The following is a 25,622-nucleotide window of genomic DNA, read 5'->3' on the forward strand; positions in this document are numbered from 1 at the left end:
TGGTGGTAATGGATAAAAAAACGCAAAAACGTCTCTATGGCTGGTTGCGCAAGCAATCGAGTCACGGTCGCCGCTGGATCACGATATCCATCGCTTTTGGCCTTGGCCAGGGCATTCTGATGGTGGCGCAAGCCTGGCTGCTGGCGACCCTGTTGCACGGCTTTATCATCGAAGACTCAACGCCTGAGCAATCCATCACGCTCTTTATTACCCTGCTGCTGGTGACGCTTGGCAAAGCGGCGCTGGCCTATGGCCGCGAAGTGGCCAGTTTCAAGGCGGGCAGCGCAGTGCGCCAGACCATCCGCCAACTGGTGCTCACACGCTTGAGTCGTCTCGGCCCTGCCTATATCCAGCGCCGCCCGGCCGGTAGCTGGGCCAGCCTGTTGCTGGAACAGATTGAAAACATGCAGGATTTCTTCTCCCGCTATCTGCCGCAGATGGCCATCGCCGTCTTTATTCCGGTGGTCATTCTGGTGGCCGTGTTCCCGGTCAACTGGGCGGCGGGTCTGATCCTGCTGGGCACTGCGCCCCTCATCCCCATCTTTATGATCCTGGTAGGTGTGGGCGCCGCCGATGCCAACCGCCGCAATTTTCAGGCGCTGGCTCGTCTCTCCGGTCACTTCCTCGATCGGCTGAAGGGGCTGCGCACGCTGCAACTCTTTATGCGTACCCAGGCGGAAGGTGAAGCCATTCGCGACGCCTCGGAAGATTTTCGCGAGCGCACCATGGAAGTGCTGCGCCTGGCGTTTTTGAGCACCGCCGTGCTGGAGTTCTTCGCCGCTATTTCAGTGGCGCTGGTCGCCGTCTACTTCGGCTTCTCTTATATCGACCATCTGAACTTTGGTAGCTATGGGGTCAAAGTCACCCTCTTTACCGGCCTGTTCGTGCTGTTTCTCGCCCCCGAGTTCTACGCCCCGCTGCGGGAACTGGGTGCCCACTACCACGCCAAGGCGCAGGCCATCGGCGCTGCCGAGCAGCTGCTTGAATTCCTCGAAGCCGAGGTGAGCGAACCGGCCGCAGGCACGGCGCCGTTCCATGCCGACAGCCCGGTCAAGGTAGAAGCCAAAGCCCTTGAAGTGCTGAGCGCCGAAGGCAAGGTGCTGGTCGGCCCTATCGATTTCACCCTGGAAGCCGGTTCGCGCACCGCCCTCATCGGCGTCAGCGGCGCAGGCAAGAGCTCGCTGGTCAATGCCCTGCTCGGCTTTGCCCCCTATCGTGGTGAGCTCAAGGTCAACGGGCAGGAGCTTGCCACCCTCGACATGAGCCAGTGGCGCCTGCAACTGGGCTGGCTCTCGCAAAACCCGCAGCTGTTCCACGCCTCCTTGCGCGACAACCTGCTGCTGGCCAAACCAACGGCCAGCGATGCCGAGCTGGAAGATGCCCTGAAACGGGCGCAGGCGTGGGAATTTGCCATGGAGAAGGGGCTCGACTATCCGGTCGGCGATCAGGCCGGCGGCCTCTCGGTCGGTCAGGCCCAGCGTCTCGCCCTGGCGCGCACCCTGCTCAAATCGACCCAGCTGATGGTGCTCGATGAGCCGACCGCCAGTCTGGATCGCCACTCCGAACGCGCCATCATGACCACCCTCGAGCAGGCGATGGCTGGCCAGACCCTGCTGATGATCACCCACCGCCTCGACCAGCTCACCAAGATGGACAAGATAATGGTGCTGGCCCGCGGCCAGCTGGTGGAGCAAGGCAGCTTCCAGCAACTTAGTTCTGGGCAGGGGCTTTTTGCCCGCCTGCTCTCCCAACGTTCCGGAGGTTCTCTCGATGAGTGATCTGTTGCCGTTTCTGCGCCTCTATCGCCAACACTGGCTCAGCCTCACCATTGGTTTGCTGCTGGCGCTGGTGACCCTGGCCGCCGGCATGGGGCTGCTCTCCCTCTCCGGCTGGTTCCTCTCCGCCGCCGCCGTGGCGGGGATGACAGTTGCGACGACCCATGCCTTTAACTACATGACCCCTGCGGGCGGGGTGCGCTTCTTCTCCATCGTCCGCACCGCCGGTCGCTGGGGTGAGCGGGTCGTGAGCCACGACGCCACCTTCCGGGTACTGACCAGACTGCGGGTCTGGTTCTGGCAGAAACTCTCGCCGCTCTCCACCGGTACCTTGGCCGGTTTCCGTCAGGCGGATCTGCTCAACCGACTGGTGGCCGACATCGATGCAATGGATCACGTCTATCTGCGGCTGATCACCCCCATAGGCGCGGCCCTGCTCAGCACCGCCGGACTGGTCTTCTTCCTGTCGTTTTTTGACAGTCGCCTCGCCCTCACCCTGGGTGCCATTCTGCTGTTTGGCATGATCGCCCTGCCGCTGGTGTTCTACTTCCTCGGCCGTCGCCCCGGTCAGGCGCTGATTGCCGAAAAATCGACCCTGCGTACCCGGATGGTGGACTATCTGGATGGTCAGGCCGAACTGCAGATGTTTGCCGCCGCCCCCAAGGCGCTGGTTGAGCTGCAACAAGCCGAACAGGCGCTGCTCGTCGCGCAGGCCCGGATGGCCAAGGTAAGCGGGCTGGCCAACTTCTCGGTGCAACTGCTGAGCGGCTGGACCCTGACTCTGATGCTCTGGCTGGCCGGTCATGGGGTAGCGGGTGCGGCGCCCGACCCCATAACCGCACTGATGGTCTTTGCCACCCTGGCAAGCTTCGAGGCACTGATGCCACTGGCGGGGGCTTTCCAGCACCTCTCCACCAGCCTCACCTCGGCACGTCGTTTGAACGAGATCCTGCAAGAAGCAAAAGCCCCTGTGTGGGGCGACGAACAGACCCATGCCACCGCTGGCGCCCTGCAGATCAATGACCTCTATTTTGGCTACCCTGGCAACCCCCAACCGGTGCTGCGCGGCTGCACCCTGCAACTGCACGCCGGTGAGAAGCTGGCGCTGCTGGGCCAGACCGGCTGCGGCAAATCGACCCTGATGGGGCTGCTGACCCGGGAGTGGAGCCCGCAGGCTGGCAAGATCCTGCTGGGTGGCAAGCCGCTCACAGACTATAGCGAAGGGGCGCTGCGCGCCTCCATCTCGGTGGTGAGCCAGCGGGTGCATCTGTTTGCCGATACCCTGCGGGGCAACCTCAAACTGGCCGCCCCGACCGCCACTGACGAGCAGCTGATTGCGGTACTGACTCAGGTCGGACTGGCCAATCTGCTGGAAGATGAGGCGGGCCTCGACGCCTGGCTCGGTGACGGCGGCCGCCCCCTCTCCGGTGGCGAGCGTCGCCGTATCGGCATCGCCCGCGCCCTGCTGCACGATGCGCCGCTCTGGCTGCTGGACGAACCGACCGAAGGGCTCGATAGCCAGACCGAGCGGGAGATCATGGATCTGCTGTTCAAGCTTGGGGCAGATCGCACCTTGCTGCTTATCTCCCACCGCCTGCTGGGGATGGAGCAGATGGACCGGATTGCCCTGATGGAAGAGGGGCAGATCCGCCTCTGCGCCCCTCACAACGAGCTGCTGGCGGATGATTACTACCGCAGCCTCTATCAGCGGCTGGCTCCGGTTTGATATCAGGCTGATGGGGGTCACACCCTGACAACCGGGCGCAAAACGGGGCTGGTCGCCGCAGGCGGCTGGCCCCTATAATGTCCCCCTCATTATTCAACAAGATGCCGACATGGAGCGCCTGCGCATTTCTACTGTCCTCATCACCGACACAAGATACGAGACGATGAAACGCCTGATCCTGATGATGCCCCTGATTGCCTCCGGCTGTGCCAACTACGCCTTCAACAGCAATCTGGATAAAGAGAACTTCGACGAATACTTCAAACCCGGTAGCGTGCGCATCTATGAACAGGATGAGCTGGCTGACCTCAACTACCTCTACCTTGGCACCATCGAGGGTGAATCCTGCCAGGCCGATGCCAACCAGCCGGTGCCCAACGCCGGTGAAGCGCGCACCCTGGCCCGCCGCCGCGCAGCCGACATGGGTGGCAACGGCGTCACCATCGACAAATGCGCCGAGTTCAGCGACACCCCGGGCTGCCTGAAACAGGTGATCTGCTACGGGCAGGCGCTGAAAGTGGCCGAAGAGAAGTAACCCGCTGTCATGGCCCTCGCTATCGTTCGCCTTGGCAGCCCGCGCCAGCCCGATGAGGGGCTGCGGATCGGCACGGTGCGCCGCCCGCCCCGCGGCGTACCCAAGAGCGAATTTGCCAGCCAGCATTGGTACGATGTCTGGTTTCCCAACCTGGCCCCCAGCAGCGAGACCATGAAGCTGGGGCAGGCAGCCGAGACACCCGCCCAGTGGGCGGCGTTTGGCAAACAGTACAAGGCCGAGATGGCGCAACCTGCCGCCAGGCATGATCTGGCGCTGCTGGCCGCCCTCTCCCACACCACCAACCTATCGGTGGGCTGTTACTGCGAACAGGAGTCCCGCTGCCATCGCACCATTTTGAAAGAGCTGCTGGTAGCCGCGGGGGCCGCCATTCGCTAACTCGGTGAGCGACAGCGATGTGATGGAGAATCGCGTCAGCCTGTATTCGGCAACCATCAGGCATGGATAGACAGAGAGGGCATCCCGCGGGATGCCCTCTCTCGTTGTATTCACACCTGCCGCGCCACGCTCGGTAGCAGCGGCTCGATGCCCCCTCTCTTATTGCAGACTGGGCTCCAGCAACTGCTGCCGCAGCGAAGTCTCCTCGGCCTGAGTCATGGCATGTTCCGCCACCCCGGCGACAGGCTCGATGGCCAGCCAGTGGGCAAGGTCGGCGGCGGTCTCCTCCAGCGGCCGGAAGTTCAATCCCTTCACGATGGCCGCCTCGGCGCTTATAGAGCCGTAACCGGTAAACTCCACCTGCGCGCAGGGCAGCAGGGTGGGATAGCTCTTCCAGGGCTCGATTCCGGCCGCCATCAGGGTCGACCAAGGCAACCACTCGGGCTGGATGGGGCGAGCGGGCTGCAACCGGGCGCTCAGCCGCTCCAGCCAGTCGCAGAGGGTAATGCCGGGCTTGAGCAAGTTGAATGTGCCCCCCAACTGCTGCTCGGCCGCGCGCAACACAAACTCGGCGCAATCGCGCACATCGAGATACTGCAAGCGATCCTCGCCACTGCCCGGCAGCAACCAGGGCCCGCCCTGCTGCACCCGCTTAATCCACCAGGCCATGCGACCGGTGGGATCATGGGGGCCGCACAGCACGCCCGGGCGCAGGATGCAAAGCCGCTCGCCCCAGCGGGCGCGATACTCCTGCTCGCACAACACTTTGAGCGGGCCATAGTCAGTGGGCATTTCCCCTTCGGGGATAGCATGCAGCGGCGCCGACTCATCCATTCCGGGGATTGAGAAATCGCGATAGACGCTGATGGTGGAGATAAAGATCAGCCGCGCGCAGCGCCCGAGCAAGGCCGTCGAGAGGCTCGCCGCCTGCTCGGGGCGATAGCAGCAGGTATCGATGACGAGATCCCACTGCAACCCGGCCCCTTGCAGGGCGCTCAGGCTCTTGTCCCTGTCGCCGGTGAGCTGCACCAGATCGCGCCAGTCCGGATGCTGGTGCAGGCCACGGTTGAACAGCGTCACTTCATGGCCCCAATTCAGCGCCAGCGCGGTGAGGTGGCGCCCCAAAAAACCGGTGCCACCGATAATCAGCAGTTTCATCCCTCTCCCTCCCCCTTGGACGCGAGTGCGCATATTTCATCCTGACACGCCAATGCCTCCACCCTACGCAACTCGGCGCGCGGGCACAGCCCCCGACTGGCCGGGATGGGACAGGGATCACGGCAGCGCCGCAGAAAAGGGCGTAGCGAGGCCAAGCCTGCGTTTTGGGGCCGCCTGTGCTAAATTGCCGGGGTTTTCAGTCAGGATCCGCCATGAAGTTCGAAATCGACACCCTCGGGATCATCCGCTCTCCCTACAAGGAGAAGTTCGCCATCCCCCGCCAGCCCGGACTGGTCAAATCGGCCCGCGCCCGCCTCGAGCTGCTCCCCCCTTACGATCAGCCGGATGTGCTGCGCGGCATCGAGCAGTTCTCCCATCTGTGGCTAAGCTTCGTCTTTCACCAGACCATGGCGCAGGGCTGGCACCCGACGGTGCGCCCGCCGCGCCTTGGCGGCAACGAACGGGTCGGCGTCTTTGCCACTCGCTCCACCTTCCGCCCCAATCCACTCGGCCTCTCGGTGGTCGAACTGCAAGGGGTCGGCCGCGAGCGGGGCAAACTGTGGCTGGAGCTGGGGGCGGTGGATCTGCTCGATGGCACCCCCATCGTTGATATCAAACCCTACATCCCCTATGCCGACAGCCTGCCGGGTGCCCGTGGCGGCTTTGCCCCCGACGCCCCCACCCCGCCACTGGCGGTGAGCTTCAGTGCCGAGGCCGAGCAGCAACTGCAACCCTGGCTCAAGGCCCATCCCGAGCTGCGCCAGCTGGTGAGCGAAGTGCTGGCGCAAGATCCGCGCCCCGCCTACAAGAAGGGCAAACCCGATGAGAAGGAGTACGGGGTGCGGCTGTTTGACTGCAACGTCCGTTTTCGCATCAACGAACCGGATTGCGTGGTGCTGGCCATCGAGCCTGCCTGAACCTTGGCAGGCCGACATCACGGATGCTATTTCACGCCTTCTTCACGTCACAAGGGGCTTAATGAGCCTGTAAATTGTGTGGCATTGATCAGACTATCCACCCGGTTGCCAGTGATACCATGCAGACAGTAGAGGGCATCTCCTCTCTGACTGATGCCAGAAGCAGGCTATCGATGTATGGCAAGCATGACTGCCCGGCAGTTGCCGCCAAAGGATCTGGCCTCGCCCCGACACGCTTGAGTGCGGGGATACCACACGGATGTGACAGCACTTCGAAGGAACAAACCTATGCTGATGAACAGTGAACAACGTTATGGCACCCTGAATATCGGGCTGCACTGGCTAACCCTGTGGGCCATGATTGCCGTCTACGCCCTGATCGAATTTCGCGATATCTTCCCCAAAGGGGACCCGGGTCGGGATCTGATGAAGGAGTGGCACTTTATGCTGGGGCTGCTTATCTTCGCCCTGGTGTTTGTCAGACTGGCCCTGCGCTGGATGAGCCCGACACCGCGTATCGTGCCCGAGCTCTCCCCGATCATGCATACGCTGGCAAAACTGGCCCACCTCGCCCTCTACGGTTTTCTGATTCTCACCCCGCTGTTTGGCTGGCTGCTGCTGAGCGCCGCGGGCAAGCCCATCCCCTTCTTCGGGCTTGAGCTGCCTGCCCTGCTCTCCCCCAGTCCGGATCTCAAGGGGCTGATCAAGGAGGTACATGAGACGCTGGGTAATATCGGTTACGCCCTGATCGGCCTGCACACGGTGGCCGCCCTCTATCACCACCATATTCTCAAAGACAACACCCTCACCAATATGCTGCCGCCGCGCCGCAGCTAACAAGCAGCAGAACAAAAACAGAAGGGGCACACATTGCCCCTTCTGTTTTTTGAACGCGACAAGACCGGTGTCTCTGAAGCGGCCCACTGCTCAGGCCTCTGACAGGTCTCTACAAGCAGAACGCCTTATGATTCAGTCCCGATACAGGAGCTGCACGATAGGATTCGAATTGACTCAAAGCGACATACACTTTCTAATTGACAGTCTGGACCCCTATGACCGTTCACATCATGAAAATTCTGTTGGTCGAAGACGACAAGCTGCTCAATCACCACCTCTCCTCTCTGCTGACCGAAGCCAACAATCAGGTATACAGCACCGATCAGGCCGGAATTGCGTTGCACTATGCCGCCGACTACCCCATTGATGTGGCGATCATCGATCTCGGTCTGCCCGATATGGATGGCTTGCAGTTGATCCGCCAACTGCGCGAACGGCAGATCCCCTTCCCCATCATTGTGCTGACCGCCCGTGGCAACTGGCAGGACAAGGTCGAAGGACTGGAGGCGGGGGCTGATGACTATCTGGTCAAACCGTTCCAGAAAGATGAGTTGCTGGCCCGCCTCAATGCCTTGATGCGCCGCAGCGCCGGCTTTATCTCCCCCAGAGTGAAGGCCGGTGATTACGAGCTGGATCTCTCCCGCAAGGAGCTGACCATCGACGGTGAAGTGGCAGTGCTCACCAGCTTTGAATACCTGATTCTGGAGTACCTGATGCGCAACGCCCGTCAGGTGGTCTCCAAGCAGCAGTTACTCGACCAGCTCTACGGCGATGGAGAGGGGGATCCCAACACCATAGAGGTGATGGTGAGCCGCCTGCGCAAAAAGCTGGATCCGGAAGGGACGATTCAACCCATCTCGACCATCCGTCGTCAGGGCTACATCTTCAACCTCTCCTGTAGCTGATGCAGTTTCATCTGCCACGTCCCATCAGGATGCTCCGCAGCTCTCTGCACATCAAACTGCTGCTCAGTTCGCTGCTGGTCATCGCACTGAGCATGGGGTTCGCCGTCTATGCTCTCTACCTCGGCCACATGGAGGAGCAGAGCCAGAAGGCGAGCGCCGGCATGCAGGAGAACCTGGCCAAGATGTTCTCCTCTACCAAGCCAGTCAACAGCGAAGCCACCGAGATCGGACGCATTTCCCGCCAGGTCAGTAACAGCAATCTCGATACGCTGATCTGTCGTGCCGATGGCGAGCTGATTTGGTCGAGCCTCCATATGCCAGAGGTGATCAAGGCCAAACAGACCATCTGTCGGGACCTGATGAAGTATCTGGGAGGAATGGATCTCGACTACTTCTTCAAGAAGCACACCATCAAGAACGGCGAGAGCTACTTCGTCTACAGCCTGCGTTTTACCCGCAATCCCGGCAGCGGCACCACAGCCTACTACGTGGTGATGATTGACTCGGCCAAACGCTATCACGAAGAGTCCCGCGCCTACCTCTACCAGACGGCCAAACAGGCGTTGCTCGCCTATCTGCTGCTGGCCGGGCTGCTGCTGCTCACCACCTTCTGGAGCCTCCGCTCCCTGCGCACTATCGCCAATCAGCTCGACGACATCCGGGCAGGCAAGCGGGATGCTATCGCCCATGATTTTGAACGGGAGTTGGCCCCGCTGACCGACTCCATCAACCAGTTGCTGGAGAACGAACGCCAGCAGACCCAGCGCTACCAGCATGCCCTCAACGATCTCGCTCACAGCCTGAAAACACGGCTGGCGCTGATCCAGATCACCACCCGCGAAATGAAGCTGGGGAGGGAGATCCACGACAACATCAATGAACAGATCCTCACCATGGATCAGATGATCCAGTACCAACTCAGACGAGCCGTCACCGGTCGCCAGCGCCTCGCCAGCAAGGGCACCGAGCCGGTACCGCTCATCGAGAAGCTGCTGGCCAGTCTGGCCAAGGTCTATCGCCACAAGAAGCTGCAGAGCCACTTCCAGTTCGATGATGATGCCCTCTTCCACGGCGAACAGGGCGATCTGATGGAACTGATGGGCAACCTGCTCGACAACGCCTGCAAATTTGCCATCAGCGAAGTGAAGGTGACAGTACGCCGCCATCTCGATCGGTTACGCATCGAGGTAGAAGATGATGGCCCGGGCATCGATCCGGCCAAATCGGAGCAGATCTTTCAGCGTGGCGTGCGCGCTGACAGCTCGCCCGGCCAGGGCATCGGTCTGGCTGTCGTGACCGAGATCGTTCACAGCTACGGCGGCCAGATCCGGGTCGATGAATCTCCCCTCGGCGGTGCCCGCTTTACCCTGGATCTTCCCTGACACCGGATGGGCAAGGCCACGAGCCCTGCCAACCGCTCCATCGCCCTCCCCGGGGTTAAAAAATCCTGCCTGGCACCACCCAATTCAGCAATATGCTATCGAGATGCTTGAGATGTGAGGCATCTCGGTTAAGCTATGGCCGACTCGTTTGTTAACCATTTGATGGATCTTTAATCGCACTATGGAAAACATGTTTGAAAGATTGATGTACGCATCCCGCTGGATCATGGCCCCCATCTATCTTGGGCTCAGCCTCATACTGCTGGCACTGGGGGTGAAATTCTTTCAGGAGATCCTCCATATCCTGCCCAACATACTGGAGATGAAAGAGGTGGATCTGGTGCTGGTCACACTGTCGCTGATCGATATCACCCTGGTGGGGGGACTTATCGTGATGGTGATGTTTTCCGGCTATGAGAACTTCGTCTCGCGCCTCGATGTAGGGGATGAGAGCGACAAACTGGTGTGGCTCGGCAAGCTCGATGCCGGCTCCCTGAAAAACAAGGTCGCCGCCTCCATTGTCGCCATCTCCTCCATTCACCTGCTCAAGGTGTTTATGAATGCCGAAAACCTCCCCAACGACAAGATCAAGTGGTACCTGCTGATCCACATCACCTTTGTCCTCTCGGCCTTCGCCATGGGCTACCTCGACAAGCTGACCCGCAAATAGAAGTCAGCCTGTAATAGACGCTATGCCCGATAACGCAATCCGGATCGGGCATAGCGGTCGCCCCGAGCAGGGGATGGATTGGCAACGGGGATAATCAAGTCACCAACATAGATGGCCGCCCGCCTTGGCCGGTATTGTGGTCGCCTTGAATGCCATGGCGGCATTCTCTACAATGACCCACTTTTTATTCATTTCGGGTTATATCGATGAGCGATACCAGTACCAAACCGGCTCTGCCGGATCACCTCTCCTGCAATCCCCGCAGCCCTCACTATGTGGCAGCCTGCTTCGAGCACCCGATCGGTATTCGCCTGAACGGCAAAGAGCGCACCGATGTCGAGGAGTACTGCATCAGTGAAGGCTGGGTGAAGATCCCCTCCCCCAAGGCGCTGGATCGCCGTGGTCAGCCCATTCTGATCAAGCTCAAGGGCACCGTCGAAGCCTATTACAGCTAATCGCAGCCACCCGCTTCGGGTAAAACAGAAGGCCACCCTCGCGGTGGCCTTCTGTTTTTCGGCATTTGTGCTGGCATCGTCGCCAGCACCAGACCATATTTCTCGCTGGGCAGCCCTTATACCCCCAGCCGATCGCGCAAGGTATACCAGGCGGCACCCGCGGCGGTGAAGGGAATACGGAACAGCCGACCGCCCGGGAAGGGGTAGTGCGGCAGCTTGGCAAAGGCATCGAAACGCTCCGCCTGACCGCTCAGCACCTCGGAGAGCAGCTTGCCCGCCAGATGGGTGCAGGTGACACCGTGGCCGCTGTAGCCCTGCATGTAGTAGATATTGGGGCCGATGCGACCAAACTGTGGCAGCCTCGACAGGGTGAGCAGGAAGTTGCCAGTCCAGGTGTACTCCACCTTGACGTCTTTAAGCTGGGGGAAGGTCTTGAGCATCTTGGGGATGATCAGCCGCTCGATATCTGCCGGATCCCGTGCGCCATAGACCACGCCGCCGCCATAGATCAGCCGGTGATCGGCGCTGGTGCGGTAGTAGTCGAGCAGGTAGTTGCAATCCTCCAGGCAGTAATTCTGCGGCAGCAGCTCGCGGGCCCGCTCCTCCCCCAGCACCTCGGTGGCGATCACCTGGGTGCCGCAAGGCATGCTCTTGCCGGCGAGCTCGGGCACCAGATTGCCGAGGTAGGCGTTACCGGCCACCACTATGTAGCGCGCCTTCACCGCTCCTTTGGCGGTCTTGACCAGAGCAGGCTGGCCCGGGGTGATGCTGGTAACGGCAGACTGCTCGAAGATCTGCCCACCCTGCATGCGGATCGCTTCAGCCTCGCCGAGAGCCAGATTGAGGGGGTGAATATGGCCGCCGCTCTTGTCGAGCAGGGCGCCGACGTAGCGATCGCTCGCCACCACTTCGCGCACGCCTCTGGCATCGAGCAGCTCCAGCTTGTCGTTGCCCCACTTCTGCCAGCGCGCCTGCTGCGCCTTGAGCTCGTGGAACTGTTTTTCGGTCTCGGCGGCAAAGACGCCCCCCTCCTGCAGATCGCACTGGATGTTGTAGCGTTTGATCCGCTCGCGGATGATCTGCCCCCCCTCAAACAGCATGGAACCGAGCAGCCTGGCCTGATCCGGCGGGCAGTTCGCTTCTATGGTGTCAATGTCGCGGCTGTAGGAGTTGACTATTTGGCCGCCGTTGCGGCCGCTGGCGCCAAAACCGACCCGGGCTGCCTCCAGTACCACCACCTTGTAGCCCTTCTCCACCAGATGCAGGGCACTGGAGAGGCCGGTATACCCCGCCCCGATGACGCAGACATCGCACTCCAGCTGCTCGGTCAGTGTCGGGTAGGGCGCGTGTTTATTGGCGCTGGCTGCGTAGTAACTGTTTACATGTTCGGTCATGATCCTGTTTCCTTACCGGTTTGGTTGGCAAACCCTATTCCAAGATTAAAAACTGGCCGGGGTATGGGCACTGACGATGCGACAGGTCTCCCCCGACGGATTGCTGAAGCTGTGGGGTTCGCCAGTGTCGATCACATAGCTGTCACCCGCCTCCAGCTGATAACTCTCTCCTGCCACGGTCAGGATCACCGAACCCTCCAGCACAGTGCCCACCTCTTCTCCTTGGTGGGTCACCTGACCACCGGTGTCGGTGCCCGGGGGGTAGGTCTCCAGCATAAAGCCGAGCTGGCGGCGGTTGTTGCCGTTGTGCACCAGCTTCATCGAGACCCCCTGACTGCCCAGCTCGATCAACTGATCACCCTTGATCACCACCTGCGGCGGGCGACTCAGCTCCTCTTCGGCAAAAAAGCGTGACAGTGGCAAGCCATATACGGTGAGCAGCTTTTGCAGCGAGGCGACCGAGGGGCTCACCTTATCCTGCTCGATCATGCAGATAGCACCGTGGGTCAGGCCGCTCAGCTCGGCCGCCCTCCGCTGGGAGAGCCCCAGTTGATGACGCACCGCTGCCAGCCGCTCCCCCATGCTCGCCTGCCGTGCAGCCCCCTGACCGGAGCGGGTACTGCTGCTCTGGGTTGGCGCGCCGCTCATGGCAGGCCTCCGCCATCGATTCCCTTGTCACGTTGGTACATTGGCCACCTCCCTGTTGCCACTGGTTAAAATAGCGGACCAGCCATGGCATCACTGTTTGCTATCTTACACAGCCTGGCGTTCATTATTTTGCACACCACTTATCATGCGACACCCTGTTCATCTGGTTAAACTGCGCTACACAGCCCAATTTCTAGCATGCGACACACCAACAATTCAAATATATTTAACACTTGAAAAACATTTGCGCTCAATTTATGGTCTCTCTGTGCTTATTATTTTATACGGCAGCAGTACAGGATGAGCCGCATCATCGCCACCTTGCTGCCAGGTTTCATCATCGAGGCTTGCCATGTCCGCTACCAGTTCCAATCAAAGCTTGATCAAATCCCGTGCCTATATAGCTGGTCACTGGTGCGAGGCCGCCAGCGGCCGCACCTTCGAGGTGACCAATCCTGCCAGCGGGGCCGTCATTACCCAGGTGCCCGACATGGATGCCGAGGATACCCGCCGCGCCATCGCGGCCGCCCACGCGGCGCAACCCGCCTGGGCTGCGCTGACCGCCAAGGAGCGCAGCAACAAGCTCTACGCCTGGTTTGCCGCCATCACAACCCATAGCGACGAGCTGGCGCGCATCATGACCTGCGAGCAGGGCAAGCCGCTGGCAGAAGCCAAGGGCGAGGTGGCCTATGGCGCCAGCTTTATCCAGTGGTTCGCCGAGGAGGGCAAGCGCGCCTATGGCCGCACCATCCCGGGTTTTAGCGGCGATCGCCGGCTGGCCACCATCAAGCAGCCGGTCGGGGTAGTCGCCGCCATCACTCCGTGGAACTTCCCCATTGCCATGATCACCCGCAAGGCGGGCCCTGCGCTGGCAGCGGGTTGCACCATCGTCATCAAACCCGCCGCAGAAACGCCGCTCTGCGCGCTGGCGCTGGCGGTGTTGGCCGAGCAGGCGGGCATCCCCGCCGGTGTCATCAATATCGTCACCAGCCATCAGGCGAGCGCTGTGGGCAACGAGCTGTGCAGCAATCCGGTGGTGCGCAAGCTCTCCTTCACCGGCTCCACCCGCATCGGCAAGCTGCTGATGCGCCAGTGCGCCGACACCATGAAGAAGCTGTCGCTGGAGCTGGGCGGTAACGCCCCCTTTATCGTCTTTGACGACGCCGACCTCGACGCCGCCGTGGCCGGGGCACTCGCCTCCAAATACCGCAACGCCGGGCAAACCTGCGTCTGCGCCAACCGCATTCTGGTGCAGGCCAGTATCTATGACGCCTTCGCCGAGAAGCTGACCGCTGCCGTCAGAGCCTTCAAGGTGGGAGATGGCATGGCGGAAGGCACCCAGATCGGCCCGCTCATCAACCCCGCCGCCGCCAGCAAGGTAGCCGAGTTGGTGCAGCAATCAGTCGCCGCCGGTGCCGAAGTACTGCTGGGGGGCGAAGCCCACCCCGCCGGCCCCCTCTTCTACCAACCCACCATTTTGGGCAAGGTGGATAAAACCAACCCCATCCTGCAGGAGGAGATCTTCGGCCCGGTCGCCCCGCTGGTGCGCTTCGAGACGGAAGCTGAAGCCATCGCGCTGGCTAACGATACCCCTTATGGGCTCGCCGCCTACTTCTATGGCCGCGATATCGCCCGTGTCTGGCGCGTCGCCGAGCAGCTTGAATACGGCATGGTCGGCATCAACGAGGGGATCATTTCAACTGAGCTGGCTCCCTTCGGCGGCATCAAGGAGTCAGGTCTGGGCCGGGAAGGGGCCGCCGAGGGGCTGGAGGAGTATCTGGAGACCAAATATCTCTGCTTTGGCGCCATTCGCTAGGGCAGTAAAACAGAGACGACAGGCCGCCGATCTGGCCCGATGGGCTGTTCGGCGGTAATGGGCGCCAGATCGCCCACCACATTTTCAGGGAATATCCGGGGCTGCGGCCCCTCAGGGAGGAAAGATGAGTCAGTCAGAATCAAACAAGGCGTGGCAAGCACGCCGTGAAGCGGCCGTGGTCAACGGCGTCGGCACCCTGCTGCCGGTCTTTATCGACCGTGCGCAAAATGCCGAGCTGTGGGATGTGGAGGGCAACCGCTACATCGACTTTGCCTCCGGCATCGCCGTGCTCAACACCGGCCACAACCACCCGAAGGTGGTGGCGGCGGTGCGCGAGCAGCTGGAAAAATTCAGCCACACCTGCTTTCAGGTCACCCCTTACCCGGGCTATATCGAGCTTGCCGAAAAGCTCAACGCCCTGGTGCCCGGCCCGACCCCGAAACGCACCCTGTTTCTCTCCACCGGTGCCGAGGCAGTCGAGAACGCCATCAAGATCGCCCGCGCCCATACCGGTCGCAGCGGCACCATCGCTTTCAAGGGGGGCTTTCACGGCCGCACCATGATGGGGATGGCGCTCACCGGCAAGGTGGTCCCCTACAAGACCGGCTTTGGCCCCTTCCCGGGTGAGGTCTACCACATCCCCTTCCCCGCCGACTATCTGGGGGTAAGTGAAGAGGATGCCCTGCACGCCCTCGATCTCTGCTTCAGCGCCGACATCGAACCCTCCCGCGTTGCCGCCATCATCATCGAGCCGGTACAGGGAGAAGGGGGCTTCTATCCTGCCTCCGCGAGCTTTATGCAAAAGCTGCGCAGCATCTGCGATCAGCACGGCATTCTGCTCATCTGTGACGAGATCCAGAGCGGCTTCTGCCGCACCGGCAAGACCTTCGCCACCGAGTATGCCGGCATCGAGCCGGACATCATGACCCTGGCCAAGAGTCTGGCGGGGGGCTTCCCGCTCTCTGCAGTAGTCGGCAAGGCAGAGATCATGAATGCCGCCAAGCCGGGGGGCCTGGGTGGCACCTATGCCGGTTCCCCCATTGCCTGCGCCGCCGCGCTGGCGGTGTTGCAGGTGATCGAAGAGGAGCAGCTCAACCAGAAGGCCCAGGCGCAAGGTGAGCAGATCAAGGCGGGACTGGAACGCATAGCCGAGCGTTTTGACTGCATAGGTCAAATTCGTGGACCCGGAGCCATGGTGGCCATGGAACTGGTGAAACAACGTGATGCCAGCCGGCCCGATCCCGACCTCACCAAACGTCTGGTGACCGAGGCGGGCAAGCGCGGTCTGATCCTGCTCTCATGCGGGGTGCGCGCAAATGTCATCCGTTTTCTAGCCCCCCTGACCGCCCCTGCGGCAGTGATTGACGAAGGGTTGCGACTCCTTGAAAAATCGCTGGAGGCCGTGCTGGACTGACCAGCAGGAAAGCAATCGCTAACCTGTGCAAAAAAATGCAGTTTCGCCCCCCTTTTTTACTTGTCAAGGGGGCCCTGCAAATGCACAATGCGCCGCCACTGCAAGGACCGGTATCACCACATCTCACCGGTCCTTTTTTGTGCAGCGAACAAACCCATAAACGAGGCCGGATAACCCCCGGAAAAGATAGCGAGATTGGCAGCAATCTCCCGACACCACATTCTGTGAGGAACAACATGGGGCATCTCTATGCTTTCCTGCCGGCTCTGACCGGCGCGCGCCACCCCGGCGCCCTTGATTTCCGGGCCTCTCTCCCGGTTTCGTTGATGGAGTGTGCCGCCCTGGCACCGCGTGAGGAACAGGCATGATGAACGCCCAACCGGTTGGTCTGAAAAAGACCCTGAAACTGTGGCAGGTCGTGGTCATGGGTCTTGCCTACCTCACTCCCATGGCGGTATTCGATACCTTCGGCATCGTCACCGAAATTACCGAAGGCCATGTGCCGACCGCCTACCTCTTTGCCCTCATCGGCATGTTGTTCACAGCCCTGAGCTACGGCCATCTGGTACGCAAGTTCCCGTCGGCAGGCTCCGCCTATACCTATGCCCAGAAGGTGTTTCACCCCTATGTCGGCTTTATGGTGGGCTGGACCTCCCTGCTCGACTATATGTTCATGCCGATGATCAACATGCTGCTGGCCAAGATCTATCTGCAGGCTCTCTTCCCCGAGGTGGAGCCCTGGACCTATATCTTCGGACTGGCCGCGGTGATGACCATACTCAACCTGCGCGGTATCAAGCTGGTGGCCAACTTCAACAGCCTGATCGTCATCATGCAGTTCAGTATTATCGCTGTCTTCATCGGCCTGATCGCCTGGGGCGTCCACAACGGTGAAGGGTTGGGGACCGTGGCCAGCAGCCGTCCCTTCTTCTCCGAGCAGATCAACATCTCGCCGTTGTTGATGGGTGCCTCCATCCTCTGTCTGTCGTTCCTCGGCTTTGATGCCATCAGCACCCTGTCGGAAGAGACACCGGACGCGGATCGGGTGATCCCCCGCGCCATCGTGCTGACGGCGCTGATCGGCGGTGTGCTGTTTGTCAGCACGTCCTACTTCCTGCAGCTCTACTTCCCGGACATCTCCCGCTTCAAGCAACCGGATGCAGTCCTGCCGGAGATCGCTCTCTATGTCGGTGGCAAACTGTTCCAGGCGGTGGTACTGGTCTGCACTACGGTGGCGGTGCTGGCCTCGGGACTCGCCTCTCACGCCGGGGTGTCGCGCCTGCTTTATGTAATGGGTCGTGATCGCGCTCTGCCGAGTCGCTTCTTCTCCTATGTGCATCCGAAGTGGCAGACCCCGGCATGCAATGTGCTGCTGGTCGGTCTGCTGGCCCTCTCCGCAGTATCGTTCGATCTCGAGATGGCACTGGCACTGATCAACTTTGGCGCCCTGGTGGCCTTCACCTTCGTCAATCTGGCGGTGATTGCCCACTTCTATGTGAAGCTAGGCCGCAACAAGTGTCTCAAGGATCACCTGATGTACCTGCTGCTGCCGCTCTGTGGCGCCGCCTGCATCGGGGTGTTGTGGCTCAATCTGGAACCCGCCTCCTTCGAGCTGGGGCTGATCTGGGCGGCGCTGGGTGCCATCTACCTGTTCCTGCGCCTCACCGTGTTCCGCATCCCGCTACAACCTGCTGACAAGGTGGAGATCGCCCAGTAATCGCGGCTCAACCATACCGCCATACAAAACAAGGAGCCTGCGGGCTCCTTGTTGTTTTTGCGGCGAGCTGGTTGCCAGAAACGCGGTTTCTGCAGGAAGTGTGACTGATTTCAAATAACTACCCAGCCGGGCCGCTCGCCGTGCCATGACCCGAGCCGTATTGCCCCCTATTCTCAATCATTAATGTGAATGAATATGCAATAGATCTTTTTCCACTTCACCCCCTCCCATCCCCCACCAGCCGATAAGTTCGCTGGACTCGAGCCCGGGGGAACGCCGCCAAATATGATCAGGATCAATGTTGAGGCGCTATGCACCCTGCAGCCCCGATTTGCCGTTTTTTCATACGCCATGGAAGGGTTCTCTTTCCCCTCGTAAAAGGGGGAGTGGCTTGGGGAGAGCGGCAGGGGGAGAGTGACCACTTACCTGTCTCGCGCGTATGCAAAAAAATGCGTTAATCGGTCCTTTTTTGCTTGTCAAGGGGGCGGACCGAATGCACAATACGCCGCCAATAAAGGACCGATGTTCACTGCGACATCGGTTTTTCTATTTTGAAGTGCAGTACAAACCCACCACAAGAGGCCGGAACATTTCCGGAAGTGATATCCGAGATTGCCAAACAATCTCCCGACGTTGAGAGGATAACAATGGGGCGTTTTAATGCTTTCCTGCCGGTACAGCCCGGTATGCGCCTCCCCGGCGCCCTTGATGTACAGGCTTGCGAATCCATCGTATCCCTGCGCTCGTTGCAAGCACGTGCTGCGGCACTGATTGAGGAGAAAGCGTAATGGCATCGCAAAACGCCAAGCTGCTCAAGACCCTTACCCTGACACAAGTGATTGTGATGGGTCTGGCCTATCTGACCCCCATGGCTGTCTTCGACACCTTCGCCATCGTCGGTGACATCACCGATGGCCGGGTCGCCACCGCCTATCTGCTGGCTCTGGGTGGCATCCTGCTCACCGCTTTCAGCTACGGTCATCTGGTACGCAAGTTCCCCTCTGCGGGCTCTGCCTATACCTATGCCCAGAAGGTGTTCAACCCCTACGTCGGTTTCATGGTCGGCTGGTCATCCCTGCTCGACTACATGTTCATGCCGATGATCAACATTCTGCTGGCCAAGATCTACCTGACCGCCATGTTCCCGGGCGTCGAGCCCTGGGTGTTCATCTTCGGTCTGGTGACCGTGATGACCTTCCTGAACCTGCGCGGCATCAATCTGGTGGCCAACTTCAACGGTCTGATCGTGGTGATCCAGCTGGCCATCATCACCCTCTTTATCGGCCTGATGGCGTGGGGCATCTACCACGGTGAAGGGGCTGGCACCCTGATGAGCAGCCGTCCGTTCCACTTCGAGTCAGCACAGCTGGTACCGCTCTTTACCGGTGCCACCATCCTCTGCTTCTCGTTCCTGGGCTTTGACGGTCTGAGCTCCCTCTCCGAAGAGACCCCAAACGCTGGCAAGGTGATCCCCAAAGCGATCGTGCTGACTGCCCTTATCGGCGGCATCATCTTCGTGGTGGTCTCTTACTGCCTGCAGCTCTACTTCCCGAGCCTCGCCCGCTTCCAGCATCCGGATGCAGTACTGCCGGAGATCGCCCTCTACGTTGGCGGCACCTTCTTCCAGTCCGTAGTGCTGGTCTGCACCACGGTCGCGGTACTGGCCTCCGGCATGGCGGCTCACGCCGGTGTGTCGCGCATCCTCTACGTGATGGGTCGTGACCGCATGATCCCGGAGCGGGTATTTGGCTACATCCACCCGAAATACCGTACTCCGGCTATCAACGTGCTGATGGTGGGCGGTCTGGCCCTCTCCGCCGTGTCGTTTGATCTGGATACCGCGCTGGCGCTGGTCAACTTCGGCGCACTGGTGGCCTTCAGCTTCGTCAACCTGTCGGTGATCGGTCAGTTCTGGGTGCGCGAGAAGCGCAACAAGACCCTCAAGGATCACGTCATCTACCTGTTGATGCCGTTGCTCGGCGCCGCCACCATCGGTGCTCTGTGGATCAACCTGGAGCAGAGCTCGCTGGAGCTGGGCCTGATCTGGGCGGGCCTCGGCGCAACCTATCTGTTCCTGCGTCTGGCGGTGTTCCGCATCCCGTTCCGCCAGTACGAAGAGGCGGCTGACGCCTGATCCTCTGCGGATAACGGATAGACAGAAGGGGAGCCATGGCTCCCCTTCTGCTATTTGATGAGCTGAATACGGGGCTCGACTATTGCCACCTCACTCTCCTGCTTCCTGTGTGGACTGACACGGAAGAGATAGGACGATTGGATCCACCAGCTATAATTCCCTCCACACCAAGCATCGAATAGCGGTGCAAACCACCCAGGCAAGTCATAAAACCATCATAAAAGTGTCACCTTGTCATATTTCTGTCATTTATCACTGATTAAATGCGCGGGTCATCAACAACCCAAGACGGAACGACCGTCTCAAGAGGCTTTATGCAACACCATCACTCCTTGTCACAGCCGCCCGCGACCCGCGCCCTGTTCAACTGGATGAGTGTCATCGTACTGGTCTACCTGATCCTGGTTGCCGTGGGCGCCATCTCCCACGGCTTCAAAGATTTCTCCGGCGGCGCCGAGGGCGCAGCCCAGATCTTCGCCTTTGCCAACAACCCCTTTGTCGCCCTGCTGCTGGGTATTCTCGCTACCGCGCTGGTGCAATCCTCCAGCACCGTCACCTCGGTGATCGTCGGTCTGGTGGCTGGCGGCCTGCCCATCAGCATGGCCATCCCCATGGTGATGGGTGCCAACCTCGGCACCACCATCACCAACACCATTGTCTCCATGGGCCATGTGCGGGATCGCGCTGAGTTCCGCCGCGCTTTCGCCGCCGCCACCGTGCACGACTTCTTCAACCTGCTGGCGGTGTTCATCTTCCTGCCGCTGGAGCTGATGTTCGGCCTGCTGCAACATAGCGCCGAGTGGCTGGCCAACCTGCTGGTAGGCTCCGCCAACATGTCGATGAAGGGCATGGATTTCATGAAGCCGCTGACCGCACCGGCCCAGCAGCTGATTGACAGCGCCGTTGCCTTCCTGCCGGGCAAGGGTGCCGCCATCGCCACTATCGTCATCGGTATCCTGCTGATCCTCGCCTGCGTCACTTATCTGGGCAAAGTGCTGCAACAGGTACTGGTTGGCCGTGCCAAAGAGGTGCTGCACAAGGCGCTGGGCCGTGGCCCGCTGACCGGCATCACCTCCGGTGCGCTGGTGACCATCATGGTGCAGTCCTCCTCCACCACCACCAGCCTGATGATCCCGCTGGCCGGCGGCGGCGTGTTCAGCACCCGTCAGCTCTACCCCTTCACCCTGGGGGCCAATATCGGCACCACCATCACCGCCCTGCTGGCTGCCACCGCCATCAGCGGAGCCGGTGCCCAGCTGGCCCTGACCATCGCGCTGGTCCACGTGCTGTTCAACCTCTTTGCCGTGGTCATCATCTATGGCATCCCCTTCCTGCGCGACCTGCCGGTGCGCGCCGCCGAGGGGCTGGCCCGGGTAGGCAGCGAGAACAAGCTGCTGGCTCTGGGTTATGTAACGGGTCTCTTCTTCGCCCTGCCCGCCCTGATGATGGTGGCCGCCAAGTAAGCGCAGCTGCCATGAAAAGGGGCGAGTCAGCGACTCGCCCCTTTTTGCGCCCAGCTCGCCGGGCTTTGCCTGCCCGCTCACATCCTCCCGCCCTGTGGCTCGCCATCAGGGGCGGTGCGCGATAAGATGGCGTCCTCATTGCACTTTTTACATTTCATGGAACAGGAAAAACCGATGAAATTCATACTGATCGCGCTGCTCATCGCCGGTGTGGCCTACTACTTCTACTCCAGCAGCAACAACAAGAAGCTGGCGGCTGACAACGTGCGGATTGGCGCCGAGTTCCTCGCCAGCAACAAGGAGAAGCCGCTGGTAACCACCACCGCCTCCGGCCTGCAGTACGAAGTGCTGACCCCGGGCACCGGCACCGTTCACCCCACCGCCACCAGCAAGGTGAAGGTGCATTACGAGGGCAAGCTGCTGGACGGCACCGTCTTTGACAGCTCGGTCGCCCGTGGCGAGCCCATCGAGTTTGGCCTCAATCAGGTGATCGCTGGCTGGACCGAAGGGGTACAGCTGATGGTGGAAGGTGAGAAGACCCGTTTCTACATCCCCGCCAACCTCGCCTACGGCGACCGCGCCGCTGGCAAAATCCCGCCGGGATCAGTCCTGATCTTCGACGTGGAACTGTTGGGCATCCAATAAACGCACCATCAGCAACAAGGCCAGCATCATGCTGGCCTTGTTGCTATGGGAACCTCACTCCCCCTTGGCGATCCCTTCCCGGCGCGGATCCGCAGCGCCAAACCAGCCGCCAGCGTTGCGCTCAACCCCCTGCAGGCCGGAGGTCTGCTCGTTCAATACCACCTCGTGTCCCCTCTCCTTCAATCCCTCGACCACCGACATGGGGGTGCGTCCCGCTTCCAGCTCGGTGGGGCCGTTGCGGCTGCCAAAGTTGGGCAGGTTGATGGCCTGTTGCAGGTTCAGGCCCCAATCCTGAGTACCGAGCAGGGTCTTGCCCACATAGTTGATGATGGCGGAGCCCCCCGGCGAGCCCAGCGTCATGGTCAGCTCGCCGCTTGGCTTGTCAAACACCAGCAGGGGTGACATGGAGGAGCGGGGCCGCTTGCCCGGCTCCACCCGGTTTGCCACCGGCAGACCGGCGGCATCCACCGAGGTGAAGGAGAAATCGGTGAGCTGGTTGTTGAGCAGGTAGCCGTTGACCATCTGACGCGATCCGAAACCATCCTCGATGGAGCTGGTCATGGAGATGGCCATCCCCGCCTTGTCGACGATCGAGACATGGCTGGTCGAGGGGAGTTCCGGAGTCGCATCCTTGCCGCGCGCCAGCGCCAGTGACGGCGTACCGGGCTTGGCAATCCCCATGGAAAGCTGACCGACAAGCTTGCCGCGTTCGGCCAGATAGCCCTTGTCCAGCAGCCCCTTCACCGGCACGCTGACAAAATCGCTGTCTGCGACGTACTGGTTGCGATCGGCGAAGGCCAGACGCGCCGCTTCGCTGTAGAGGTGGATAGCCTCGCTGGAGGCAGCCAGCCCCCCCTCCTTCGTGGTGATCGGCTTGAGGGCCGCCATATCGCGGCTCTCCAGCATGCCGAAAATCTGGCCGAGCGCCAGAGTGCCGGATGAGGGAGTGGGGAAACCGCAGATCTTGCTCTGGCGATAGTCAAAGCAGAGGCCATCCCGCAGTTTGGCCTGATAGCTGGCCAGATCGGTGGCCGCCAGTACCCCGGGATTGGTGGGATGCTGGCGTACCTTGGCCACCATGGCATCCGCCAGCGGCCCCCGATAGAAGGCATCCGCCCCCTCCGTTGCCAGAGTGCGCAGCACCTTGGCCAGCGCCGGGTTGGTCAGCCGGGTACCCGCCGTTTTGGGGCTGCCATCCGCCTGATAGAAGTAGGCTCGCGCCTCCGGATCCCGTGCCAGATAGGGATCCTTGGCCAGCAATGTGGCCAGCCGTGGACTTATCACAAATCCTTGCTCTGCCAGCGTGATGGCAGGCTCGAACAGCGCAGCCCAGGGCAACTTGCCATAACGCTGATGGGCCAGTGCCAGAGCGCGCAGGGTGCCGGGAACGCCGACCGAGCGGCCCCCCACCACCCCGTCATAAAACGCCAGCGGCTTGCCATCTTGCATAAACAGCTGGTCGGTGGCAGCGGCCGGCGCCGTCTCGCGGCCATCCACCGCACTCACCTTGCGGCCATCCCACACCAGCAGCAGCGTTCCGCCACCGATCCCGGAGGATTGCGGCTCCACCAGCGTCAACACCAGCTGCACCGCAATGGCGGCATCGACGGCACTGCCACCGGCCTTGATGATCTGGTAGCCCGCATCCACCGCCAGCGGGTTGGCGGCCGCCACCATGAAGTCATGGCCCTGCCAGCCCTGCTTGTCGGTCCAGCCACTGGCCGCCTCCGGCGCGATCAGGGTCTGGGCTGGCGGGGTGTAGTGAAAGCCGCTGTCACTGGCACAACCGGCCAGCAGGGCAAGGGCGACAGCCAGCCCCAGAGGTTTGCGCAACATGACATTCTCCTTGTCTGTTTTATGACCATGAAGAGGGACTATGTCACGATTGGCGCTGACAGCTCAAGTTATTGAACAAGATCAATATCTTACTCATCTATCAATAATGGCTATCCGCAATAGGTATAAAAAAACCGCCCGAAGGCGGCTTTTACGATGGGATGGCAGAGGCCAAACAGGCGCATGTCCGGTTAGATGGACTGCTCTTCGCCACCCAGGGCGGCAAACAGCGCCGGGATAAACTGGGACAGCTCGGCGGTGACCAGCGCGAAGTCGGCATCCAGACGGGCGGCCGGATCTTCGCTGGTGACGTCGTCGTTCTGCTCGCGCAGCTCTTCGCTGAATTTCAGACGCTTGATGGAGAGATCATCCCCCAGCACGAAGCTGACTGTCTCGCCCCAGTTGAGGGCCAGCTTGGTCACCAGCTTGTCGTTGGCCAGGTGGTTCTTGATTTCATCCGTCATCAGATCCTGCTGCTTGCAGCGGATGATGCCGCCGTGCTCCATGGCACTGCGCAGCTCAGCTTCATCTTCCAGAGTGAAGGAGGCAGGCAGATTGCCCTCGTTCAACCACTCGGTCATGGTGATCTCGGGCGGGTTCTTGAGAGCCACCGGCACCACCGGCAGGGAGCCGATGGATTTGCGCAGCAGCGCCAGCAGATCGTCCGCCTTCTTGGCAGAACCTGCGTCCACCACCATCAAATTGTCGGCCGGATTGATCCAGGCGAAGGTCTGGCTGGTACGACTGAAGGCACGGGGCAGCAGGGTGTGGAGGATCTCCTCTTTCAAGGCCTCCTTCTCTTTCTTCTTGAGGGCGCGTCCCTGTTCGAACTCGATCGCCTCTACCTTCTCGGCCAGCATCTCCTTGACCACGGTACCGGGCAGCATCTTCTCCTCTTTGCGGGCGCAGATGAGGATGTGGCCGGAGGCAGAGTGGGTCAGGGTTGAGCCGAATTTGCCAAGGGGCTTGACCCACCCGAAACGGGAGATGTCCTGACTGCCGCAAGGGGTGAAGGCACAGGCTTCCAGCTGGGTTTCCAGCTGATCCACGGTCAGGTCAAAGGGGCGGGTAAAGCGATAAATCTGCAGGTTTTTAAACCACATGGCGTCCTCGGTCTCTAGATTGTCCGGCGGGCATTGTACTAGAGAGGCGCTTTGTGATCAGCCAATCATTCTCGCTAAATAAAGGGCGATCGACCTCACAGGGTCTCATTTATGTCACCTGTTTGTTCATCAAGTTCTCCTAGACTGCGAAAGTAAATTGTTAATAAGGATGAAGGTATGTTGCGGCCCAGTCGCCCGGAAGACATGGAAGAGATCGTCGAAATCTGGTTGCTGGCCTCCCTGCAGGCCCACGATTTCGTCGATGCCTCCTGCTGGTGGCAGGCCCAGGAGGATCTGCGTACCCGCTATCTCGATCGCGCCGCCATCTGGGTGTTCGAGGAGCGCGGCGATCTGCTCGGTTTCATGGCACTGGTGGACAACTATCTCGCCGCCCTGTTCGTACGCCCCGACCGTCAGGGCCGCGGCGTCGGCCACGCCCTGCTGCAGGAGGCCAAGCGTCAGGGGGCGTCGCTCCACGCCCGGGTCTTTGTCGAGAATGATCAGGCGGTGCGTTTCTATCGCCGACACGGCTTCGTCATCGAGGCCGAGGAGTCCGATCCCCTTACCGGCCACCCCCAATACCGGATGTGCTGCGAACCTGCCTGAATCGATGCCAGCCCCCTGTTTTACTTGAAAAAAGCACGGGGCATCCTCATCTTGTCACCATCGGGTGCCACAGGCACCGTCCCTGCAACC

23 protein-coding genes are annotated in these 25,622 nt (G+C 60.8%); 18 read left to right on the forward strand and 5 right to left on the reverse strand.

Going from position 1 to position 25,622, the window contains the following annotated elements:
• Nucleotides 1-8 precede the first annotated feature (8 nt).
• The 4 genes from cydD (at nt 9) to G5221_RS04560 (ending at nt 4,432) form a co-directional block, all read left to right on the forward strand.
• On the forward strand, nt 9-1,778 hold the full coding sequence (gene cydD / locus G5221_RS04545) for a heme ABC transporter permease/ATP-binding protein CydD (RefSeq protein ID WP_266134215.1): 1,770 nt from the start codon (nt 9-11) through the stop codon (nt 1,776-1,778).
• A complete protein-coding gene (gene cydC / locus G5221_RS04550) occupies nt 1,771-3,501 on the forward strand; it encodes a heme ABC transporter ATP-binding protein/permease CydC (RefSeq protein WP_236320324.1) in 1,731 nt (576 codons plus the stop codon). Before cydD ends, cydC begins: the two co-directional genes overlap by 8 nt.
• Nucleotides 3,502-3,664: 163 nt before the next feature.
• On the forward strand, nt 3,665-4,036 hold the full coding sequence (rcsF, locus tag G5221_RS04555; protein ID WP_013723982.1) for an Rcs stress response system protein RcsF: 372 nt from the start codon (nt 3,665-3,667) through the stop codon (nt 4,034-4,036).
• Nucleotides 4,037-4,045: 9 nt separating this feature from the next.
• On the forward strand, nt 4,046-4,432 hold the full coding sequence (locus G5221_RS04560; protein ID WP_216948227.1) for a DUF488 domain-containing protein: 387 nt from the start codon (nt 4,046-4,048) through the stop codon (nt 4,430-4,432).
• 159 nt (nt 4,433-4,591) lie between these two features.
• On the opposite strand, the gene G5221_RS04565 is transcribed toward G5221_RS04560, so the two are convergent.
• Nucleotides 4,592-5,590 carry an NAD-dependent epimerase/dehydratase family protein gene (locus G5221_RS04565; RefSeq protein ID WP_266134216.1) on the reverse strand — a complete coding sequence of 333 codons (999 nt, stop codon included), beginning with the start codon at nt 5,588-5,590 and terminating at the stop codon, nt 4,592-4,594.
• 212 nt (nt 5,591-5,802) lie between these two features.
• On the opposite strand from G5221_RS04565, the gene tsaA reads away from it, so the two are divergent.
• From tsaA to G5221_RS04595, 6 genes are all read left to right on the forward strand, one after another.
• Nucleotides 5,803-6,507 (forward strand): tRNA (N6-threonylcarbamoyladenosine(37)-N6)-methyltransferase TrmO, encoded by a 705-nt coding sequence (gene tsaA / locus G5221_RS04570; protein WP_421262901.1) that lies wholly within the window; start codon nt 5,803-5,805, stop codon nt 6,505-6,507.
• Nucleotides 6,508-6,795: 288 nt separating this feature from the next.
• Nucleotides 6,796-7,344 carry a cytochrome b gene (locus G5221_RS04575; RefSeq protein WP_266134218.1) on the forward strand — a complete coding sequence of 183 codons (549 nt, stop codon included), beginning with the start codon at nt 6,796-6,798 and terminating at the stop codon, nt 7,342-7,344.
• A 230-nt stretch (nt 7,345-7,574) separates the two neighbouring features.
• Complete coding sequence (locus tag G5221_RS04580; protein ID WP_216953181.1) at nt 7,575-8,249, forward strand: response regulator; 675 nt, start codon at nt 7,575-7,577, stop codon at nt 8,247-8,249.
• Entirely contained in the window at nt 8,249-9,631 is a 1,383-nt protein-coding gene (locus G5221_RS04585) for an ATP-binding protein (protein WP_266134219.1), read from the forward strand. The genes G5221_RS04580 and G5221_RS04585 overlap by 1 nt, the downstream gene beginning before the upstream one ends.
• Before the next feature lie 181 nt (nt 9,632-9,812).
• Nucleotides 9,813-10,301, forward strand: a complete 489-nt coding sequence (locus G5221_RS04590) for a TIGR00645 family protein (protein WP_040065876.1) — start codon at nt 9,813-9,815, stop codon at nt 10,299-10,301.
• Between the two features lie 206 nt (nt 10,302-10,507).
• A complete protein-coding gene (locus tag G5221_RS04595; protein WP_005347440.1) occupies nt 10,508-10,756 on the forward strand; it encodes a DUF3297 family protein in 249 nt (82 codons plus the stop codon).
• Between the two features lie 116 nt (nt 10,757-10,872).
• Here G5221_RS04595 and G5221_RS04600 read toward each other — a convergent pair whose 3' ends face one another.
• Together G5221_RS04600 and puuR are read right to left on the reverse strand one after the other, a co-directional pair.
• Nucleotides 10,873-12,150 carry an NAD(P)/FAD-dependent oxidoreductase gene (locus G5221_RS04600; RefSeq protein ID WP_216953179.1) on the reverse strand — a complete coding sequence of 426 codons (1,278 nt, stop codon included), beginning with the start codon at nt 12,148-12,150 and terminating at the stop codon, nt 10,873-10,875.
• A gap of 45 nt (nt 12,151-12,195) precedes the next feature.
• A complete protein-coding gene (puuR, locus tag G5221_RS04605; protein ID WP_337072501.1) occupies nt 12,196-12,732 on the reverse strand; it encodes an HTH-type transcriptional regulator PuuR in 537 nt (178 codons plus the stop codon).
• Nucleotides 12,733-13,150: 418 nt separating this feature from the next.
• On the opposite strand from puuR, the gene G5221_RS04610 reads away from it, so the two are divergent.
• The 7 genes from G5221_RS04610 to G5221_RS04640 all read left to right on the forward strand — a co-directional run bounded on the left by G5221_RS04610 (nt 13,151) and on the right by G5221_RS04640 (nt 21,987).
• On the forward strand, nt 13,151-14,614 hold the full coding sequence (locus G5221_RS04610) for an NAD-dependent succinate-semialdehyde dehydrogenase (RefSeq protein WP_216953177.1): 1,464 nt from the start codon (nt 13,151-13,153) through the stop codon (nt 14,612-14,614).
• 124 nt (nt 14,615-14,738) lie between these two features.
• Nucleotides 14,739-16,028 (forward strand): 4-aminobutyrate--2-oxoglutarate transaminase, encoded by a 1,290-nt coding sequence (gabT, locus tag G5221_RS04615; RefSeq protein ID WP_421208590.1) that lies wholly within the window; start codon nt 14,739-14,741, stop codon nt 16,026-16,028.
• A gap of 367 nt (nt 16,029-16,395) precedes the next feature.
• On the forward strand, nt 16,396-17,745 hold the full coding sequence (locus tag G5221_RS04620; RefSeq protein WP_216954322.1) for an APC family permease: 1,350 nt from the start codon (nt 16,396-16,398) through the stop codon (nt 17,743-17,745).
• Nucleotides 17,746-18,392: 647 nt separating this feature from the next.
• Nucleotides 18,393-18,533, forward strand: a complete 141-nt coding sequence (locus G5221_RS04625; protein ID WP_005338239.1) for a hypothetical protein — start codon at nt 18,393-18,395, stop codon at nt 18,531-18,533.
• A complete protein-coding gene (locus tag G5221_RS04630; RefSeq protein WP_021230506.1) occupies nt 18,533-19,879 on the forward strand; it encodes an APC family permease in 1,347 nt (448 codons plus the stop codon). Before G5221_RS04625 ends, G5221_RS04630 begins: the two co-directional genes overlap by 1 nt.
• A gap of 314 nt (nt 19,880-20,193) precedes the next feature.
• A complete protein-coding gene (locus G5221_RS04635) occupies nt 20,194-21,342 on the forward strand; it encodes a sodium:phosphate symporter (RefSeq protein ID WP_005359054.1) in 1,149 nt (382 codons plus the stop codon).
• A 174-nt stretch (nt 21,343-21,516) separates the two neighbouring features.
• Nucleotides 21,517-21,987, forward strand: coding sequence for an FKBP-type peptidyl-prolyl cis-trans isomerase (locus G5221_RS04640; protein WP_005347462.1), 471 nt, complete (start codon nt 21,517-21,519; stop codon nt 21,985-21,987).
• Nucleotides 21,988-22,041: 54 nt separating this feature from the next.
• On the opposite strand, the gene ggt is transcribed toward G5221_RS04640, so the two are convergent.
• Nucleotides 22,042-23,823, reverse strand: coding sequence for a gamma-glutamyltransferase (gene ggt, locus G5221_RS04645; protein ID WP_421262902.1), 1,782 nt, complete (start codon nt 23,821-23,823; stop codon nt 22,042-22,044).
• A 191-nt stretch (nt 23,824-24,014) separates the two neighbouring features.
• On the reverse strand, nt 24,015-24,926 hold the full coding sequence (gene rdgC, locus G5221_RS04650) for a recombination-associated protein RdgC (RefSeq protein WP_005347467.1): 912 nt from the start codon (nt 24,924-24,926) through the stop codon (nt 24,015-24,017).
• Nucleotides 24,927-25,103: 177 nt separating this feature from the next.
• On the opposite strand from rdgC, the gene G5221_RS04655 reads away from it, so the two are divergent.
• Nucleotides 25,104-25,532 (forward strand): GNAT family N-acetyltransferase, encoded by a 429-nt coding sequence (locus tag G5221_RS04655; RefSeq protein WP_005338252.1) that lies wholly within the window; start codon nt 25,104-25,106, stop codon nt 25,530-25,532.
• Nucleotides 25,533-25,622: the final 90 nt, after the last annotated feature.

Origin of the sequence: Aeromonas sp. 602200, assembly GCF_049173895.1 — a bacterium.
Lineage (GTDB): Bacteria > Pseudomonadota > Gammaproteobacteria > Enterobacterales > Aeromonadaceae > Aeromonas > Aeromonas veronii_A.

Bases quoted from the DNA above. Each gene is read 5' to 3' on its own strand.
- cydD (WP_266134215.1), top strand. From the start codon at position 9: ATGGATAAAAAAACGCAAAAACGTCTCTATGGCTGGTTGCGCAAGCAA.
- cydC (WP_236320324.1), top strand. From the start codon at position 1,771: ATGAGTGATCTGTTGCCGTTTCTGCGCCTCTATCGCCAACACTGGCTC.
- rcsF (WP_013723982.1), top strand. From the start codon at position 3,665: ATGAAACGCCTGATCCTGATGATGCCCCTGATTGCCTCCGGCTGTGCC.
- G5221_RS04560 (WP_216948227.1), top strand. From the start codon at position 4,046: ATGGCCCTCGCTATCGTTCGCCTTGGCAGCCCGCGCCAGCCCGATGAG.
- G5221_RS04565 (WP_266134216.1), bottom strand. From the start codon at position 5,590: ATGAAACTGCTGATTATCGGTGGCACCGGTTTTTTGGGGCGCCACCTC.
- tsaA (WP_421262901.1), top strand. From the start codon at position 5,803: ATGAAGTTCGAAATCGACACCCTCGGGATCATCCGCTCTCCCTACAAG.
- G5221_RS04575 (WP_266134218.1), top strand. From the start codon at position 6,796: ATGCTGATGAACAGTGAACAACGTTATGGCACCCTGAATATCGGGCTG.
- G5221_RS04580 (WP_216953181.1), top strand. From the start codon at position 7,575: ATGAAAATTCTGTTGGTCGAAGACGACAAGCTGCTCAATCACCACCTC.
- G5221_RS04585 (WP_266134219.1), top strand. From the start codon at position 8,249: ATGCAGTTTCATCTGCCACGTCCCATCAGGATGCTCCGCAGCTCTCTG.
- G5221_RS04590 (WP_040065876.1), top strand. From the start codon at position 9,813: ATGGAAAACATGTTTGAAAGATTGATGTACGCATCCCGCTGGATCATG.
- G5221_RS04595 (WP_005347440.1), top strand. From the start codon at position 10,508: ATGAGCGATACCAGTACCAAACCGGCTCTGCCGGATCACCTCTCCTGC.
- G5221_RS04600 (WP_216953179.1), bottom strand. From the start codon at position 12,150: ATGACCGAACATGTAAACAGTTACTACGCAGCCAGCGCCAATAAACAC.
- puuR (WP_337072501.1), bottom strand. From the start codon at position 12,732: ATGGGGGAGCGGCTGGCAGCGGTGCGTCATCAACTGGGGCTCTCCCAG.
- G5221_RS04610 (WP_216953177.1), top strand. From the start codon at position 13,151: ATGTCCGCTACCAGTTCCAATCAAAGCTTGATCAAATCCCGTGCCTAT.
- gabT (WP_421208590.1), top strand. From the start codon at position 14,739: ATGAGTCAGTCAGAATCAAACAAGGCGTGGCAAGCACGCCGTGAAGCG.
- G5221_RS04620 (WP_216954322.1), top strand. From the start codon at position 16,396: ATGAACGCCCAACCGGTTGGTCTGAAAAAGACCCTGAAACTGTGGCAG.
- G5221_RS04625 (WP_005338239.1), top strand. From the start codon at position 18,393: ATGGGGCGTTTTAATGCTTTCCTGCCGGTACAGCCCGGTATGCGCCTC.
- G5221_RS04630 (WP_021230506.1), top strand. From the start codon at position 18,533: ATGGCATCGCAAAACGCCAAGCTGCTCAAGACCCTTACCCTGACACAA.
- G5221_RS04635 (WP_005359054.1), top strand. From the start codon at position 20,194: ATGCAACACCATCACTCCTTGTCACAGCCGCCCGCGACCCGCGCCCTG.
- G5221_RS04640 (WP_005347462.1), top strand. From the start codon at position 21,517: ATGAAATTCATACTGATCGCGCTGCTCATCGCCGGTGTGGCCTACTAC.
- ggt (WP_421262902.1), bottom strand. From the start codon at position 23,823: ATGTTGCGCAAACCTCTGGGGCTGGCTGTCGCCCTTGCCCTGCTGGCC.
- rdgC (WP_005347467.1), bottom strand. From the start codon at position 24,926: ATGTGGTTTAAAAACCTGCAGATTTATCGCTTTACCCGCCCCTTTGAC.
- G5221_RS04655 (WP_005338252.1), top strand. From the start codon at position 25,104: ATGTTGCGGCCCAGTCGCCCGGAAGACATGGAAGAGATCGTCGAAATC.